The sequence below is a fragment of the Streptomyces sp. NPDC033270 genome, from assembly GCF_055576575.1.
The window spans coordinates 1-16,420 of sequence record NZ_JBVIRA010000056.1; the positions used below are offsets into that span (position 1 = coordinate 1).

The 16,420-nt window shown below is 69.6% G+C and carries 12 protein-coding genes; 9 read left to right on the forward strand and 3 right to left on the reverse strand.

The window, feature by feature from the left end:
• Nucleotides 1–112: 112 nt before the first annotated feature.
• On the reverse strand, nucleotides 113–4,069 hold the full coding sequence (gene eccCa, locus ACZ5XZ_RS38675; RefSeq protein WP_468987113.1) for a type VII secretion protein EccCa: 3,957 nt from the start codon (nucleotides 4,067–4,069) through the stop codon (nucleotides 113–115).
• Nucleotides 4,070–4,325: 256 nt separating this feature from the next.
• Here eccCa and eccD point away from each other — a divergent pair, with 256 nt between their 5' ends.
• From eccD to ACZ5XZ_RS38705, 6 genes are all read left to right on the forward strand, one after another.
• Nucleotides 4,326–5,789 carry a type VII secretion integral membrane protein EccD gene (eccD, locus tag ACZ5XZ_RS38680; RefSeq protein ID WP_468987114.1) on the forward strand — a complete coding sequence of 488 codons (1,464 nt, stop codon included), beginning with the start codon at nucleotides 4,326–4,328 and terminating at the stop codon, nucleotides 5,787–5,789.
• A gap of 153 nt (nucleotides 5,790–5,942) precedes the next feature.
• Entirely contained in the window at nucleotides 5,943–6,230 is a 288-nt protein-coding gene (rpsO, locus tag ACZ5XZ_RS38685; RefSeq protein ID WP_130880217.1) for a 30S ribosomal protein S15, read from the forward strand.
• A gap of 300 nt (nucleotides 6,231–6,530) precedes the next feature.
• Complete coding sequence (locus ACZ5XZ_RS38690) at nucleotides 6,531–8,753, forward strand: polyribonucleotide nucleotidyltransferase (protein WP_468987117.1); 2,223 nt, start codon at nucleotides 6,531–6,533, stop codon at nucleotides 8,751–8,753.
• Entirely contained in the window at nucleotides 8,750–10,129 is a 1,380-nt protein-coding gene (locus ACZ5XZ_RS38695) for a M16 family metallopeptidase (protein ID WP_384442875.1), read from the forward strand. The genes ACZ5XZ_RS38690 and ACZ5XZ_RS38695 overlap by 4 nt, the downstream gene beginning before the upstream one ends.
• A gap of 37 nt (nucleotides 10,130–10,166) precedes the next feature.
• Nucleotides 10,167–10,919, forward strand: a complete 753-nt coding sequence (gene dapB / locus ACZ5XZ_RS38700; protein WP_384442872.1) for a 4-hydroxy-tetrahydrodipicolinate reductase — start codon at nucleotides 10,167–10,169, stop codon at nucleotides 10,917–10,919.
• Nucleotides 10,920–10,930: 11 nt separating this feature from the next.
• Complete coding sequence (locus ACZ5XZ_RS38705) at nucleotides 10,931–11,386, forward strand: hypothetical protein (protein WP_468987118.1); 456 nt, start codon at nucleotides 10,931–10,933, stop codon at nucleotides 11,384–11,386.
• A 65-nt stretch (nucleotides 11,387–11,451) separates the two neighbouring features.
• Here ACZ5XZ_RS38705 and ACZ5XZ_RS38710 read toward each other — a convergent pair whose 3' ends face one another.
• Both ACZ5XZ_RS38710 and ACZ5XZ_RS38715 read right to left on the reverse strand, forming a co-directional pair.
• The gene (locus ACZ5XZ_RS38710; RefSeq protein WP_468987119.1) at nucleotides 11,452–12,003 is read right to left on the reverse strand and encodes a hypothetical protein; all 552 of its coding nucleotides are present in this window, start codon (nucleotides 12,001–12,003) and stop codon (nucleotides 11,452–11,454) included.
• A gap of 118 nt (nucleotides 12,004–12,121) precedes the next feature.
• Nucleotides 12,122–12,361, reverse strand: a complete 240-nt coding sequence (locus ACZ5XZ_RS38715) for a hypothetical protein (RefSeq protein WP_468987122.1) — start codon at nucleotides 12,359–12,361, stop codon at nucleotides 12,122–12,124.
• Nucleotides 12,362–12,593: 232 nt separating this feature from the next.
• Between ACZ5XZ_RS38715 and thyX the strand changes: the two genes are divergently transcribed.
• From thyX to ACZ5XZ_RS38730, 3 genes are all read left to right on the forward strand, one after another.
• Nucleotides 12,594–13,352, forward strand: a complete 759-nt coding sequence (gene thyX / locus ACZ5XZ_RS38720) for an FAD-dependent thymidylate synthase (protein WP_468987123.1) — start codon at nucleotides 12,594–12,596, stop codon at nucleotides 13,350–13,352.
• Between the two features lie 196 nt (nucleotides 13,353–13,548).
• Nucleotides 13,549–14,448 carry a 4-hydroxy-tetrahydrodipicolinate synthase gene (dapA, locus tag ACZ5XZ_RS38725; RefSeq protein WP_468987125.1) on the forward strand — a complete coding sequence of 300 codons (900 nt, stop codon included), beginning with the start codon at nucleotides 13,549–13,551 and terminating at the stop codon, nucleotides 14,446–14,448.
• 114 nt (nucleotides 14,449–14,562) lie between these two features.
• Nucleotides 14,563–16,248 (forward strand): ribonuclease J, encoded by a 1,686-nt coding sequence (locus ACZ5XZ_RS38730; protein WP_468987127.1) that lies wholly within the window; start codon nucleotides 14,563–14,565, stop codon nucleotides 16,246–16,248.
• The last annotated feature ends 172 nt before the right edge of the window (nucleotides 16,249–16,420 follow it).

Below are 16,420 nucleotides of genomic sequence, written 5' to 3' on the forward strand. Positions count from 1 at the left end.
GGCGCTGTCCCGCTTCCAGACCGACACCGAGGCCAAGGCCGTCCTCGAAGGGCTGCGCGAAGGCTCGGTCGACCTCGTCATCGGCCCCCACCGCCGTTGTGCGTGCCGCCGGCTACTGGCCGGCCGGCAGCCAGCCCGTCTGGACCAGCTGCGCACCGCGCTTGCGGGTGATGAACGTCGCCCGGCCGGGCGTGAGGGGCTGACCCTTGACGTTGCCCATCAGCGGACCCTCGGCGGGGTCGGCGGACAGGATCAGACCCTGCGCACCGAGTTCCTTGGTGCGCTGCATCACCGGCTCGAACGACGACCGTCCGGCGCCCGACGAGCTGCGCGCGATGATCAGGCGCAGACCCAGGTCGCGGGCGAACGGCAGGTACTCCAGCAGCGGCTGCAGCGGGTTGCCGCTGCTGGTCGCCACCAGGTCGTAGTCGTCGACGATCACGAACGCGTCCGGCAGGTCGTACCAGCTGCGGTTGCGCAGCTGCTCCGGCGTGACGTCCGGCCCGGGCATCCGTCGGCCCAGCGAACCGGCCAGACCGCTGATGACCTCCTGCAGCTGCGGACCCGCGGCGCAGTACTTGTACAGATGGCTCTCCGGGACCTCGCCGAGCAGCGCGCGACGGTAGTCGGAGACCACCATCAGCGCCTTGTCGGACGGGTACCGCTCGGCGATCTGCTTGGTCAGCAGGCGCAGCAGCGACGACTTGCCCGACTCGCTCTCGCCGTAGATGACCAGCAGCGGGTCGGTCTCGAAGTCGATGAACGCCGGCGACAGCGTGGTCTCGTCGACACCGATCGCGATCCCGTGCTCCGGGTAGTCGCTGCCCTTGGGCAGATCGGTGGCGCGCAGCATCGTCGGCAGCATCCGCACCTTGGGGGCGGGCTCGCCCTGCCAGTGCTCCTTGACCGTCGACACCAGGTTCGCGATGCCGTCGCTCATCGTCTCCGGGTCGCTCATCCCGTCCAGGCGCGGCAGCGCCGAGAGGAAGTCGAGCTTCTCGGGGGACAGACCGCGGCCGGGCTTGCCCATGGGGACGTTCTCGGCGCGCTTGCGGTCGAACTCCGACTCCATCGGGTCACCGAGGCGCAGCTCGACGCGGTTGAGGAGCTGGTCGCGCAGCGCCGGGCGGACCTCGGTGTAGCGGGCGCCGGCGATGATCAGGTGGACACCGAAACCGAGACCCCGGGCGGCGATGTCCAGGATCACCGGGTCGAGCTGCTCGTAGTCGGTCTTGAACGTCGCCCAGCCATCGATGATCAGGAAGACGTCGCCCCACTTCTCGTCGGGGAAGGCGCCCGCGGCCCGCCGCTGGCGGTAGGTCGCGATCGAGTCGATGCTGTTCTGCCGGAAGAACTCCTCACGCTGGTTGAGGATGCCGACGACCTCGGCGACCGTACGGCGGACCTTCTCCGCGTCCAGACGCGAGGCGACACCGCCGACGTGCGGCAGGTCCTCCATCGTCAGCATGCCGCCGCCGCCGAAGTCGAGGCAGTAGAACTGCACCTCGGCAGGGGTGTGGGTGAGCGCGAACGCCGCGATGGCGGAACGGACCAGGGTCGACTTGCCCGACTGCGGACCGCCCACGACCAGACCGTGACCGGCACCGGCGGAGAAGTCCAGGTACATCACGTCGCGCCGCTGCTCGAACGGCTTGTCCACCAGCGCGACCGGCACCACGAGCTTGCCGAGCGCGGTGTACTCCGCCGCGTGCACGCCCCGCTCGGGGGTGACCGCCAGCGTCGGCAGCAGCTGGTTGACCGTCGGCGCCTCCTCCAGCGGCGGCAGCCACACCTGGTGCGCCGGCGGGCCCTGGCCCTGCATCCGCTGGACCATGACGTCCAGCACGGTGTCGGCGAGCGCGTCGTCGATCTCCGGCTCGGCCGCCTCGACGGCCACCGGCTCCTCGATGATCTGCTCGATGACCGGGGCCGCGGTGAAGGGCACCGGCATCCGCGTCGACCGGCCACCGGGGCCGCTGCGGCCGCCGCCACCCGGGCCGCGGTAGGTACCGGAGACGTAGGCGGCCTTGAACTGGACCATCGTCTCGGTGTCGTACTTCAGGATGCCGGAACCGGGGACGTTCGGCAGGTGGTAGGCGTCCGGCACACCGATCGCGGTCCGCGACTCGGCCGCGGAGAACGTCCGCAGACCCAGCCGGTAGGACAGGAAGGTGTCCAGACCGCGCAGCTTGCCCTCTTCCAGACGCTGCGAGGCGAGCAGCATGTGCACACCCATCGAACGGCCGATCCGGCCGATCTGGATGAACATCTCGATGAAGTCGGGCTTGGCGGCGAGCAGCTCGGAGAACTCGTCGATGATCATCACCAGCGACGGCAGCGGGTCCAGCGGGGCACCCGCGGCACGCGCCTTCTCGTAGTCGGTGATGTTGGCGTAGTTGCCCGCGGAGCGCAGCAGCTCCTGGCGCCGCTGGAGCTCACCGGTGATCGAGTCGCGCATGCGGTCGATCAGTGTGACGTCCTCACCGAGGTTGGTGATGACCGCCGCGACGTGCGGCATCTCCGACATACCGGTGAAGGTCGCGCCACCCTTGAAGTCCGCGAGGATGAAGTTCAGCGTCTCCGAGGAGTGCGTGACCGCGAGCGCCAGCACCAGGGTGCGCAGCACCTCGGACTTACCGGAACCGGTCGCACCGACACACAGGCCGTGCGGGCCCATGCCCTGCTGCGAGGCTTCCTTGATGTCCAGCATGACCGGCTGGCCGTCGCGGTCGACACCGATCGGGACCCGCAGGCGCTCGGCCAGCGTCCGGGGCCGCCACGTACGCGACACGTCCAGAGAACCGGCGTCGCCGATGTTGAGCAGGTCGGTGAAGTCCAGGGCGGACAGCAGCGGTTCCTCGCCGTCGGCACCCGAACCCGCCCGCAGCGGGGCCAGCTGACGCGCCAGCGCCTCCGACTCGGCGATCGACAGGGTGTCGCAGACACCGTGGTAGACCGCGCCGCTGGCCGACTCCAGCACCAGCTTGCCCGGCCACACCTGCACGGCCAGACCGCCGCGGATCTCGTCCAGGTCGCCCGGGACGACCTCCAGGATGGTGACGCCCTGCAGGCCCTCGGCGCCGGCGATCACCGAGTCCATCGGGACCTCGCCGCCGTCGAGCACGACCACCACATGCGGGGTGTCGGTCACCGGAGTGCCCTGCGGGTTGAACCGCCCGCGGCCCTCCAGCTCGTCCGCCAGCAGTTCCTCGACCTCACCGAGGTCACCGACGACCAGCCGGCGGCTGCCCGCGCCGTCCGTGGACTTGTCCTGGACCTGCGGCAGCCACTTCGTCCACTCCCACTCGGCCTGCGCACCGGGTGCGGCGACGACCGCCACCACCAGGTCCTCGGGCGAGTGCAGGGTGCACAGCTGGGCGATGATCGCGCGCGAGGCGCCGTAGACCGTGTCCGGGTCGCCGGAGACGGTCAGGTGGTAGAAGGCGCGCAGCGAGACCGCCAGCGGCAGGTTGTCCAACTGCCCGTGCTTGTCGAGGAACTCCTTCATCGCATGCGCGGTGAGCGGTTCCAGCTCGTCGACCGGCGCGGTCTCCGGCGCCCTCAGCGGGGTGGCCAGCTGCTGCGGCCCGAGCCCGAGCCGCACCTGCCCGAAGTCGGGGTCGGTCGCCCGCCGTTCCCACACCCGTTTGCCCTCGGCCACGATGGACCACAACTGGCTCGGGTCGGGGTGCGTGAAGAGCTGCGCGTCCCGCTGTTTGCGCGCGGTGCGCCGCACCTCTTTCCGCTTCTGCGTCAGGTACTTGAGGTAATCCTGACGCTCCTGAAGCATTTGTCCGGAAGGCCCCTGGCGGGCTTTGACGATCTGTACGATCGCCATTGCCAGAGTGGACGCCACCATAAAGCCGCCCATGATTTTCATGAACGGCTGATTGCCCATGAACAGGAACCCCGCGGATGACGCCATGCCCATCATGGGCATAAGGGTCATCAGCATGTTCTCCGATTCGCCTTCACGCGGCAGCTCCGGAGGTGCCTCGAGTGTCACCTCCTCCGAGGGGACTTCGGGTGGCAGCGCGCGGGGCGGGCGCTTGACGATGACAACGCTCACCGAGGCATCAGTCCTTCATGCATCTCGCAGTCTCGGACCGCCCCCGTTGGATTCGACGGTCCCCCCGAGCCAAGTCCTTGGCCCGAACCAGGCGTTGATCCTACTGTTAAGCGTCAAGTCTCGGGGCGGGTGGGGCGGTCGCTGAATTGGACGGTACGCTGACGCCTCGCGAGCGTGCCTACAGCCCCGCAGTGACGGCTCTATATATACGGCGCGCGAAGCGACAAAACGCCCAACGGATAGGGGGAACCGCCAGGTGAGCACGAGCACTGGCACCGGCTTTTGCCGGGTCACAGTCGCCGCGCCGGACGCACGGATCGACGTGGCTCTGCCGGAGGACGTCGCACTCGTCGACATTTATCCGGAGATCCTGCGGCTCTCCGGGCAGTCCCAGGCCGAAGGCGCACCGACCGGCTACCACCTCGTACGCCGCGACGGCACGGTCCTCGACGCCGGGCAGTCGCTCGCGCAGCAGCAGATCCTCGACGGCGACCTGCTGCTGCTGAAGCCGTTCGCCGAATCGCTGCCGCTCCCGGTCTTCGACGACGTCTCCGACGCCGTCGCCTCCGCGGTCAAGCGCAACCGCAGCCGCTGGAGCGACGACCTGATGCACGTCGTCGGCCTCACCGCCGGTGTGCTGCTGCTCGTGATGATGGCGTTCGCCCTGTGGTTCTCCAACCCCGCCGACCGCGACATGCACCGCCTGCCCGGCATCATCGCCGGCGTCGTCGGCATCGTCCTGGTCGCGCTGGCCGGTGTCCGCGCCCGGGTCTACGACGACCACGCCTCCTCCATCGCGCTGGGCCTGGCCGCGCTGCCGCATCTGCTGATCGCCGGCTCCGGCATCTTCCCCGTCGAGGAGGGCGCCGGCCCCGGCCGGCTGCACCTGCTCGTCGGCTGTGTGACCGTACTGATCGCCTCCGTGCTCCTGGTGGTCCTGCTGCCGCGCGGTGACGCACCCTTCGTCGCGGCCGCCTTCCTGTCCGCCATCGGCACCCTCGCGGTCTTCGCCGCGATCCTCACCGACGCCGAGCCCCGCGAGGTCGCCGCCGTCACCGCCGTCGTCGCCATCGCGATGGTCGCCTGGCTGCCGGGCCTCTCCGCCCGCTTCGCCCGGCTGCCCATCGGCTACAAGTCGCCCGACCAGATCGCCAAGGGCTCCTTCGACAACGGCGGCGAGACCGAGTCCGTCGACTTCGTCAAGATCGGAAACCAGGCCAAGCGCGGGCACGAGCTGCTGCTCGGCCTGGTCGCCGGCTGCGCCGCCCTGGTCGTGGGCTCGGCCGGTATCGTCCTCGGCTTCTCCGACAACATGTGGGCCCAGCTGCTGGCCCTGGCCGCCGGCATCACGATCATGCTGCGCGCCCGGCTCTTCGACTACACCGCGCAGGTCGCCTGCCTGACCATCGCCGGCATCCTGACGATCGTCCTGCTGATCATGGGCATCACGCTGCACCCGCCGACGGACATCTTCGTCGACCTCATGCAGTACCAGGACGCCGGTCCGCTGAACATCCGCACCGTCTGGTTCTCCAGCAGCATCGCGGTGGGCGCCGCCCTCCTGGTCGGCGTCGGCCTGATCGTCCCGCGCAAGGGCGTCACCCCCTTCTGGGGCCGGATCTTCGACGTCTTCGACGGCCTGGTCCTGCTGTCCCTGGTGCCGCTGTGCCTGGCGGTCCTGGACGTCTACAGCGAGGTCCGCGGCCTCACCGGCAGCTAGCGCCGCCACCCGCCCGTGCCACGGCCCTCCGACCACCCGGTCGGGGGGCCGTTTCGCAGCTGGTACGCTGTGTGACGGTCCGGTCGAGTCATCCAAGATTCCCTGTGAGGCAAACCAGGGGCGCTCACGGACCGAAACCCAGAGGAGTACCGCGTGTCGCTCGACGCCGCTACGAAGAAGCAGATCATGACCGAGTTCGCCACCAAGGAGGGTGACACCGGCTCCCCCGAGGTCCAGGTCGCGATGCTCACCCGCCGCATCTCGGACCTGACCGAGCACCTCAAGACCCACAAGCACGACCACCACTCCCGCCGTGGTCTGCTGCTGCTCGTCGGCCAGCGCCGCCGCCTGCTGCAGTACCTGGCGAAGAAGGACATCACGCGCTTCCGCGCGCTGGTCGAGCGCCTGGGCATCCGCCGCGGCGCGGCGGGCGCCAAGTAGTCCATAAAAGCGCCGCATAGGGAGCGGTTCCCACCGGGGGCCGCTCCCTTTGCCGTACGCACCGGACGCCTACGCCATCTCATGGTGGACGGAAGCTTTGTAGTCTGGTGCCATATCGCAAAAGTGAACGCGGTAGGAGCGCCTCCTGGCCGCCGGTCCTCGGTAGTGGCCCCCGGACGGTCCATGCACGGCATGCGACCCCCTCCGGGTGCTTCGATCGAAGACCGGCCCGCACCGGCGCTCCACCGAAGACGGTCTGCCGCCATACGGGCAGCAGACGCAGACGAGGAGATATTCCTGGTGGAGAACGAGACCCACTACGCCGAAGCCGTGATCGACAACGGCTCTTTCGGCACCCGCACCATCCGCTTCGAGACGGGCCGCCTGGCCAAGCAGGCCGCCGGCTCCGCCGTCGCGTACCTGGACGACGACACCATGGTGCTGTCGGCCACCACCGCCTCCAAGAACCCGAAGGACCAGCTGGACTTCTTCCCGCTGACCGTCGACGTCGAGGAGCGGATGTACGCAGCCGGGAAGATCCCCGGCTCCTTCTTCCGTCGTGAGGGCCGTCCCTCCGAGGACGCCATCCTCACCTGTCGCCTGATCGACCGCCCGCTGCGCCCGTCCTTCAAGAAGGGCCTGCGCAACGAGATCCAGATCGTCGAGACGATCATGGCGCTCAACCCCGACCACCTCTACGACGTGGTCGCCATCAACGCCGCCTCCTGCTCCACGCAGCTGGCCGGCCTGCCCTTCTCCGGCCCCATCGGCGGTACCCGCGTCGCCCTGATCAAGGGCCAGTGGGTCGCCTTCCCGACCCACACCGAGCTCGAGGACGCCGTCTTCGACATGGTCGTGGCCGGCCGCGTCCTCCCGGACGGCGACGTCGCGATCATGATGGTCGAGGCCGAGGCCACCGAGAAGACCATCCAGCTCGTCAAGGACGGCGCCGAGGCCCCGACCGAGGAGGTCGTGGCCGCCGGTCTCGAGGCCGCCAAGCCGTTCATCAAGGCCCTGTGCAAGGCGCAGTCGGACCTCGCCGCCAAGGCCGCCAAGCCGGTCGGCGAGTTCCCGATCTTCCTCGACTACCAGGACGACGTCCTGGAGGCCCTCACCAAGGCCGTCAAGGACGAGCTCGCCCAGGCGCTGACCATCGCCGGCAAGCAGGAGCGCGAGTCCGAGCTGGACCGCGTCAAGGGCCTGGCCGCCGAGAAGCTGCTGCCGGAGTTCGAGGGCCGCGAGAAGGAGATCTCCGCCGCGTACCGCTCGCTGACCAAGACCCTGGTCCGTGAGCGCGTCATCAAGGAGAAGAAGCGCATCGACGGCCGCGGCGTCACGGACATCCGTACGCTGGCCGCCGAGGTCGAGGCCATCCCGCGGGTGCACGGTTCCGCGCTGTTCGAGCGTGGCGAGACCCAGATCCTGGGCGTCACCACCCTCAACATGCTCCGTATGGAGCAGCAGCTGGACACCCTCTCCCCGGTGACCCGCAAGCGCTACATGCACAACTACAACTTCCCGCCCTACTCCACCGGTGAGACCGGTCGCGTCGGCTCCCCCAAGCGCCGCGAGATCGGCCACGGTGCGCTCGCCGAGCGCGCGCTGACGCCGGTGCTGCCGACCCGCGAGGAGTTCCCGTACGCGATCCGTCAGGTCTCCGAGGCCCTCGGCTCCAACGGCTCCACGTCCATGGGCTCGGTCTGCGCCTCGACCATGTCGCTGTTCAACGCCGGTGTGCCGCTCAAGGCCCCGGTCGCGGGCATCGCCATGGGCCTGATCTCCCAGGAGATCGACGGCGAGACCCACTACGTCACCCTCACCGACATCCTCGGTGCGGAGGACGCCTTCGGTGACATGGACTTCAAGGTCGCCGGCACGAAGACCTTCGTGACCGCCCTCCAGCTCGACACCAAGCTGGACGGCATCCCGGCCTCCGTCCTGGCCGCGGCCCTCAAGCAGGCCCGCGACGCGCGGATGCACATCCTGGACGTGATGAACGAGGCGATCGACGTTCCGGACGAGATGTCCCCGAACGCGCCGCGGATCATCACCGTCAAGATCCCGGTGGACAAGATCGGTGAGGTCATCGGCCCCAAGGGCAAGATGATCAACCAGATCCAGGAGGACACCGGCGCCGACATCACGATCGAGGACGACGGCACCATCTACATCGGTGCCGCCGACGGCCCGGCCGCCGAGGCCGCCCGCGCCACGATCAACGGCATCGCCAACCCGACCATGCCGGAGGTCGGCGAGCGTTACCTGGGCACGGTCGTCAAGACCACCACCTTCGGTGCGTTCGTCTCCCTGCTCCCGGGCAAGGACGGCCTGCTGCACATCTCGCAGATCCGCAAGCTCGCCGGCGGCAAGCGCGTGGAGAACGTCGAGGACGTGCTCGCGGTGGGCGCCAAGGTCCAGGTCGAGATCGCCGAGATCGACCAGCGCGGCAAGCTCTCCCTGATCCCCGTGATCGAGGAAGAGGACACCGCCACGGCCGACGCGAAGGACGACACCGACAAGTGACGTCCCGTACGCACAGGACGACGGCCCGCACCTCTTCGGAGGGGCGGGCCGTCGCCCGTACCCAAACGCTTCTCAAGGGCACCGCGGGCGCCGGCACGGTCCGCCGGACCACCCTCCCCGGCGGCCTGCGCATCGTCACCGAGACGCTGCCGTCGGTCCGCTCCGTGACCTTCGGGATCTGGGCGCACGTCGGCTCCCGCGACGAGACCCCGTCCCTCAACGGCGCCACGCACTACCTCGAGCACCTGCTCTTCAAGGGCACCGAGCGGCGCAGCGCGCTGGACATCTCCGCCGCCATCGACGCGGTCGGCGGCGAGATGAACGCCTTCACCGCGAAGGAGTACACCTGCTACTACGCGCGGGTGCTCGACACCGACCTGCCGCTGGCCATAGACGTGGTCTGCGACATGCTCACCGGCTCGCTGATCGAGGCCGAGGACGTGGACGCCGAGCGCGGGGTCATCCTCGAAGAGATCGCGATGACCGAGGACGACCCCGGCGACTGTGTGCACGACCTGTTCGCGCACACCATGCTCGGTGACACCCCGCTCGGCCGCCCGGTCCTGGGCACCGTCGACACCGTCAACGCCCTCACCGCCGATCGCGTCCGCCGGTTCTACAAGAAGCACTACGACCCCACGCACCTGGTCGTCACCGCCGCCGGCAACATCGACCACGCCAAGGTCGTCCGCATGGTCCGCCGCGCCTTCGAGCAGGCCGGGGCCCTGGAGCGGACGGACGCCGTCCCGATCGCCCCGCGCTCCGGCGCCCGCGCCATCCGCACCGCCGGACGCGTGGAGCTGCTCAACCGCAGGACCGAGCAGGCCCATGTGATCCTCGGGATGCCCGGCATGGCACGCACCGACGACCGCCGCTGGGCGATGGGCGTGCTGAACACGGCCCTGGGCGGCGGCATGTCGTCCCGGCTCTTCCAGGAGGTCCGGGAGAAGCGCGGCCTGGCCTACAGCGTGTACTCCTACACCTCGGGCTTCGCCGACTGCGGCCTCTTCGGCGTCTACGCCGGCTGCCGCCCCAGCCAGGTGCACGACGTCCTCAAGATCTGCCGCGACGAGCTCGACCAGGTGGCGGCGCACGGCCTCAGCGACGACGAGATCCACCGCGCCATCGGCCAGCTGCGCGGATCCACCGTCCTCGGCCTGGAGGACACCGGCGCGCTGATGCACCGCATCGGCAAGAGCGAGCTGTGCTGGGGCGGGCAGATGTCGGTCGACGAGATGCTCGCCCGGATAGCGGCCGTCACCCCCGACGAGGTCCGCGAGGTGGCCCGCGACGTGCTCGGCCACCGCCCCTCGCTGTCCGTCATCGGCCCCCTGAAGGACCGGCAGGCGGCACGCCTGGACGACGTCGTCGCCTAGGCCCGCCGCCGTACCACCGAGAGAGAGACTGGAAACGATGAGCAAGCTGCGCGTGGCCGTACTCGGAGCCCAGGGACGCATCGGCTCCGAGGCCGTACGGGCCGTCGAGGCCGCCGAGGACATGGAGCTGGTCGCCGGGCTCGGCCGGGGGGACAAGCTGGAGACGCTGGTCGAGGCCGGCGCCCAGGTCGTGGTCGAGCTGACCAACCCCGGCGCGGTGATGGGCAACCTCGACTTCTGTGTGCGGCACGGCATCCACGCGGTGGTCGGCACCACCGGCTGGACCGATGAGCGCCTCGCGCAGCTGCGCACCTCTCTCGCCGCCTCGCCGGAGGCGGGCGTGCTGATCGCCCCGAACTTCTCCATCGGTGCGGTGCTGACCATGCGGTTCGCCCAGCAGGCGGCGCGCTTCTTCGAGTCGGTCGAGGTCGTCGAGCTGCACCACCCGAAGAAGGCGGACGCCCCGTCCGGCACCGCCGCCCGCACCGCCCAGCTGATCGCCAAGGCCCGCGAGGAGGCCGGCTGCGCCCCGCAGCCGGACGCCACCAGCACCGCGCTGGACGGTGCCCGCGGCGCGGACGTGGACGGCGTGCCGGTGCACTCGGTACGGCTGCGCGGGCTGCTGGCCCACCAGGAGGTGCTGTTCGGCGGGGAGGGCGAGACGCTCACCATCCGCCATGACTCCCTGCACCACAGCAGCTTCATGCCGGGCATCCTGCTCGGTGTGCGCCGGGTGGTGAGCACGCCGGGCCTGACCGTGGGCCTGGAACACTTCCTCGACCTGGACTGAGGCGGACGGTCATGGGCGGCAAGATCACGTACTTCTTCCTCGCCACCGTGCTGGTGATCGTCTTCGGCGTGGTGGCGCTGGAGGGCGTACTCCTGCTGCTGACCGGCGAGCCGGCCGCGATGGGGATGGGCGCGGTGGCCTTCGTGCTGCCGTGCATCGGCGCGTGGTTCCTCTGGCACAACACCCGCTTCGCGCGCGACGCGCACCGGCTGGCGCACGCGCTGGAGGCCGAGGGGGGACTGCCGGTCGACGAGCTGGAGCGGACCCCCGGCGGCCGGATCGACCGGGCCGCGGCCGATGCGGTCTTCACCCGGCGGCAGGCCGAGACGGAGGACGCGCCCGGCGACTGGCGGACGTGGTTCCGCCTGGCGGTCGCCTACCACGACGCCCGGGACACCCCGCGCGCCCGCAAGGCCATGCAGCGCGCGATCGCTCTGCACGACGCCGCGCCGTCCCAGGCGTCCTGACCTGGAGCGCGACCGGTCCCGCCGGTCGCGTCAGGGCCTGTCCGACGCTGCCCACCGGGCAGGACTCAGGCGCGGTACTCCGCCGCCCAGGCCTCCAGCACGTCGGTGGCCCGTTCGAACGCCTCCGGGCGGTTGAGGAAGTCGGCGTTGTGGTCGGTGACCAGGGTCCGGAGCCGCTCGCCCCGCCTGCGGTCGACGACCAGCGCCTGCCCCTGCACCGTCCGCGGCAGCCCCAGCCAGCGCACCGGCTGCTGGCGGGTCCCCACCGAGGCGAGCGCGCTCCACGGCTCCGTCGTCGTACGCAGCAGGTTCACCTGCCGCAGGCCGTGCGTGCTGACCCACACGCCCACCCTCAGCAGCCGCAGCGCGAGGGCGATCGTCAGTGCGCCGACCGCCGCGACGATCCCGGCTCCGGGCAGCGAGCCCGCCATCGCGATGATCATCGAGGAGAGCAGCACGAACGAGGCGAGCAGCAAAAGCACCGACGCCGCCCCCACTCGCCACGGTCCGGGGCGGTAGGGACGGCGCCAGTGGTCGGGCTCGTCATGCGGCAGCGCGGCCGAATCCGCGGCATCGGCATCGAGGTCGCGGTCGGCCGTCAGGAAGGGCAGGGGCACGGCTGATCCTCACTCGGGGCGGCTCAGCACTGACGAACGTGCTGACGGAAGCTGTGACCGGTGAGGCTATCGGGACCTGCGGAGCGGAACCACTCGGTGGTCCGCTCCGCTCGCCCGTTCAGCGATGGGCCGCCTCGGACTGATGCGTCCGATTGGAGGCCGAGCTGTCCTGCTGCAGCGCGGGAACACCGAACAGCAGGGCGCCGGCCAGGCCGCCCACGACTGTCAGCGTGATCATTGACTGGCCGAGGAGCTGCGCGCGGGAGGCGCGCTCGCGCGGCGGGGGAGTGACATTGCTGCGGAACCGGTCTGCCTCGGCAACGAAGGCGAACGGGACGGGCTCTCGCCGGCGGAACATGAGCGGGCTCTCCTAGGAACCTCGTAGTGGGCACTGTCACAGGGTTAGACGTGTGTGGCGTCCGATTGGTGCCCGTTTTCCGAGACTTCTGTGAAAAATATCAACTCCCGCTCCATGCCCTGCTACAGGCCGTCCCTTTTGCGGCTAACGCGGCATCACGCCGCATTCTCTCGGCTGTCAGTGCCGGGCCGTAGGCTGGTCGCGCACGAGGATCGAACGGAAGGAACCGCCGGTGTCCCACACCCCCGCCGAGAGTACTGAGAGCCCCGACGGTGCAGCCGTCAGCTTCCGGAGCGAGGTGACGGTCGAGCTGGTCAAGCACAGCGCCGCGGACAGCGACGTGCTGTGGGCGGCCCGCGTCTCCACGGCCGGCGAGCAGTCCCTCGAGGAGCTGCAGAAGGACCCGGAGCGCTCCAAGGGCTTGATCAACTTCCTTATGCGGGACCGGCACGGCAGCCCGTTCGAGCACAACTCCATGACGTTCTTCATCAGCGCCCCGATCTTCGTCTTCCGCGAGTTCATGCGCCACCGCGTCGGCTGGTCGTACAACGAGGAGTCCGGTCGCTACCGCCAGCTGGAGCCGGTCTTCTACGTCCCCGGAGAGTCCCGCAAGCTCATCCAGCAGGGCCGCCCCGGCAAGTACGAGTTCGTCGAGGGCACCCCGGCGCAGCACGAGCTCACCGGCCGCGTGATGGAGGACTCCTACCGCCAGGCGTACGAGGCCTATCAGGAGATGCTCGCCGCCGGCGTCGCCCGCGAGGTCGCCCGCGCGGTGCTCCCCGTCGGCCTGTTCTCCTCCATGTACGCGACCTGCAACGCACGCTCGCTGATGCACTTCCTCGGCCTGCGCACACAGCACGAGCAGGCGAAGGTGCCGTCCTTCCCGCAGCGCGAGATCGAAATGGTCGGGGAGCAGATGGAGGCCCACTGGGCCAAGCTCATGCCGCTCACGTACGGCGCATTCAACGCCAACGGCCGGATCGCGCCGTAAAGCCCAGGCGGCGGGCCGGATACCGGGTGCACAGGGCAGCCCTGCGAGATGTCCGGATTGCGGCACTTTGTGAAGTTCATCTACGCTGAACAGACGGACCCGGCACTGCTTGAACCCCCGAGCAGGCAGTGCCGGAGTCCACATCCCTGCTCCCCGGAGGCGCACCCCGCGGTGAGCTACGAGTAGCGTGGGACCCATGGCTCCGACTTCCACACCGCAGACCCCCTTCGGGCGGGTGCTGACCGCCATGGTCACGCCGTTCACGGCGGATGGCGCCCTCGACCTCGACGGCGCGCAGCGGCTCGCCGCCCACCTGGTGGACGCCGGTAACGACGGCCTCGTCGTCAACGGCACCACCGGAGAGTCCCCGACCACGAGCGACGCGGAGAAAGCCCAGCTCGTCCGCGCCGTGGTCGATGCGGTCGGCGACCGCGCCTTCGTCGTCGCCGGAGCCGGCACCAACGACACCCGTCACAGCCTCGAGCTGGCCCGCGCCGCCCAGGACGCCGGCGCCCACGGCCTGCTCGCGGTGACGCCGTACTACAGCAAGCCGCCGCAGGAGGGCCTGCTGCGGCACTTCACGGCGATCGCGGACGCCACCGACCTGCCGGTCATGCTCTATGACATCCCCGGCCGCAGCGGCGTCCCGATCAACACCGAGACCCTCGTCCGGCTCTCCGAGCACCCCCGGATCGTCGCCAACAAGGACGCCAAGGGCGACCTCGGCCGCGCCAGCTGGGCGATCGCCCGCTCCGGCCTCGCCTGGTACAGCGGCGACGACATGCTGAACCTCCCGCTGCTCTCGGTCGGAGCCATCGGGCTCGTCTCCGTGGTGGGCCACATCGTCACCCCCGAGCTGCGCGCCCTCCTGGACGCCCACCTCAACGGCGACGTCACCAAGGCCACCGAGATCCACCAGCAGCTGCTGCCCGTCTTCACCGGCATGTTCCGCACCCAGGGCGTGATCACCACCAAGGCCGCCCTCGGCCTGCAGAACCTGCCCGCCGGCCCGCTGCGCCTGCCGCTCGTCGAGCTCTCCCCCGAAGAGACCGAACAGCTCAAGCGCGATCTCGCCGCCGGCGGGGTACAGCTCTGAACACAGACTTCATAACTGAATACGGACCAACAAACCGCCACATAGCAAGTGCACGAATGTCATGCGCGCCACGTGCCTCGACGGCAGCGTGGCGCGTGTGGTGAGGAGAGTCTTTTGAGTCATCCGCATCCTGAGCTCGGCGCTCCGCCGAAGCTTCCCAAGGGCGGCCTGCGCGTCACCCCCCTCGGCGGCCTGGGTGAGATCGGCCGCAACATGACGGTCTTCGAATACGGCGGCCGGCTGCTGATCGTCGACTGCGGAGTGCTCTTCCCCGAGGAGGAGCAGCCCGGAATCGACCTGATCCTGCCGGACTTCTCGTCCATCAGGGACCGCCTCGACGACATCGACGGCATCGTGCTCACGCACGGCCACGAGGACCACATCGGCGGTGTCCCCTACCTCCTGCGCGAGAAGCCGGACATCCCCCTGATCGGCTCGAAGCTGACCCTCGCCCTGATCGAGGCGAAGCTTCAGGAGCACCGGATCCGCCCCTACACCCTGGAGGTGAAGGAGGGGCACACCGAGAAGATCGGCTCCTTCGACTGCGAGTTCGTCGCGGTCAACCACTCCATCCCCGACGCGCTGGCCGTCGCCATCCGCACCCCCGCGGGCATGGTCGTGCACACCGGCGACTTCAAGATGGACCAGCTCCCGCTGGACCGGCGCCTGACCGACCTCCCCGCGTTCGCCAGGCTCGGCGAGGAGGGCATCGACCTCCTCCTCTCCGACTCCACGAACGCCGAGGTCCCCGGCTTCGTCCCGCCCGAGCGCGACATCTCCAACGTGCTGCGCCAGGTCTTCGCGAACGCCCAGAAGCGCATCATCGTCGCCAGCTTCGCCAGCCATGTGCACCGCATCCAGCAGATCCTCGACGCGGCCCACGAGTACGGCCGCCGGGTCGCCTTCGTCGGCCGCTCGATGGTCCGCAACATGGGCATCGCCCGCGAGCTGGGCTATCTGAAGGTCCCCGCCGGCCTGGTCGTCGACGTCAAGACCCTCGACGACCTCCCCGACGACGAGGTCGTGCTGGTCTGCACGGGCTCCCAGGGCGAGCCGATGGCGGCGCTGTCCCGGATGGCCAACCGCGACCACCAGATCCGGATCGTCCAGGGCGACACCGTGATCCTGGCGTCCTCGCTCATCCCGGGCAACGAGAACGCGGTCTACCGGGTGATCAACGGACTGACCCGCTGGGGTGCCAACGTCGTCCACAAGGGCAACGCCAAGGTCCATGTCTCGGGCCACGCCTCGGCTGGCGAGCTGCTGTACTTCTACAACATCTGCAAGCCGAAGAACCTGATGCCGGTGCACGGCGAGTGGCGCCATCTGCGCGCCAACGCCGAGCTGGGCGCGCTGACCGGCGTGCGGAAGGACCGGATCGTCATCGCCGAGGACGGCGTCGTGGTCGACCTGGTCGACGGCGTCGCGAGGATCACCGGCAAGGTCCAGGCGGGCTATGTCTACGTCGACGGCCTGTCGGTCGGCGATGTCACCGAGGCCCACCTCAAGGACCGCCGGATCCTGGGCGACGAAGGCCTCATCTCCGTCTACGTCGTCGTGGACAGCAGCACCGGCAAGATCGTCGGTGGTCCCCACATCCACGCCCGTGGTTCGGGAATCGACGATGCGGCCTTCTCCGCCGTGATCCCCAAGATCGATGAGGCCCTCGCCAAGTCGGCCCAGGACGGCATCACGGAGCCCCACCAGCTCCAGCAGCTGGTCCGCCGCTCGGTCGGCAAGTGGGTGTCGGACAACTACCGCCGCCGCCCGATGATCCTCCCCGTGGTCGTCGAGGTCTGACGCACAGAGTCGTACGAAGGTACTCAAGTCGGAGCGGGGGGGGGGGGGGGGGGGGGGGGGGGGGGGGAAGCGGCGGGGGGGGGGGGGGGGGGGGGGTGTTTCTGCCGGGGGGGGGTTGGGGGGTTGGGCTGGGGGGGGGGGCTTCTGAGGAAAAGCCGCAAAAACAGGAAGG